The organism is Tsukamurella conjunctivitidis (assembly GCF_007858475.1).
Lineage (GTDB): Bacteria > Actinomycetota > Actinomycetes > Mycobacteriales > Mycobacteriaceae > Tsukamurella > Tsukamurella conjunctivitidis.
This window is the reverse complement of sequence record NZ_VIGX01000075.1, coordinates 1-790: the sequence shown is the minus strand read 5'-3', so window position 1 is coordinate 790 and position 790 is coordinate 1. Positions and strand designations below refer to the sequence as shown.

Annotated in this window: 2 protein-coding genes; one reads left to right on the top strand and one right to left on the bottom strand. The window is 66.3% G+C overall.

Annotated elements, in window-relative coordinates; genetic code table 11:
• The coding region (locus FK530_RS24425) for an SGNH hydrolase domain-containing protein (protein WP_269434185.1) at window positions 1-417 on the top strand (417 nt) is incomplete at its 5' end.
• 13 nt (window positions 418-430) lie between these two features.
• Here the strand turns inward: FK530_RS24425 and FK530_RS26440 are convergent.
• Window positions 431-790, bottom strand: a 360-nt coding sequence (locus tag FK530_RS26440) for a hypothetical protein (RefSeq protein WP_438947263.1), incomplete at its 5' end; no start/stop codon positions are given.

Below are 790 nucleotides of genomic sequence, written 5' to 3'. Positions count from 1 at the left end.
ATCGTCACCGCGGCAGCGGCGGACTCACCGGGGGAGACGCTGCGTCCTGGAGTTGAGGAGTTGATCCGGCATCTCACGGCCAGGGGCACCACTGTGGTGGGGGTGCGGGACAACCTGCGTTCGGAGCACAACCTCTACGAGTGCTCCTCCGAACGGGACCCGGACGAGCCCTTCGGTGGATGCCTGCTGAACCGGGCGACCTACTTCGCCGACGTCAACCCCGCCCAGTCGCTCACCGACATCGAGGGCTTCCACCTCATCGACATGATGGATGCCTACTGCACGGACACGGTGTGCCCGACGATCATCGGGAACATCCACGTGTACATCGACGCCAATCACCTGACCCAGATGTACTCCACCTCTGTCGCCCCGTTCTTCTCCCAGCGGGTCAGAGACGAGCTCGGGATCCGCTGACAGGGTCCGCCGCTCAGCGCCGAGGACAGGCGGTCCTCTCCGCATCGCCGATCCGCATCTGGTCCGCCCGGTCGTGGACCGAGGTGTCGACGGCCACGACGCCCACACCCTTCTCCCACATGGCCAGGACCGTCGTGACGTCTGCGTGTGCCTGGGAGACGAGGAGCATCTCCCGGCCATTGCCTGTGGAGTGTCGTGCTCCTTGGCCATCCGGAAGGTCGTGGGAGGGGCTGGGATCTCGTGGTGTGACCACCAGCGCGTCGGGCTGCGCTGCGAGCTCCGCCAGGGCATCGAGGACCCCATCGGGCAGTGTGCCCGACCATGACATCGCCAAGGGCCCCATGGCCTGGACGAGAACCCATGGGGTTCCCTG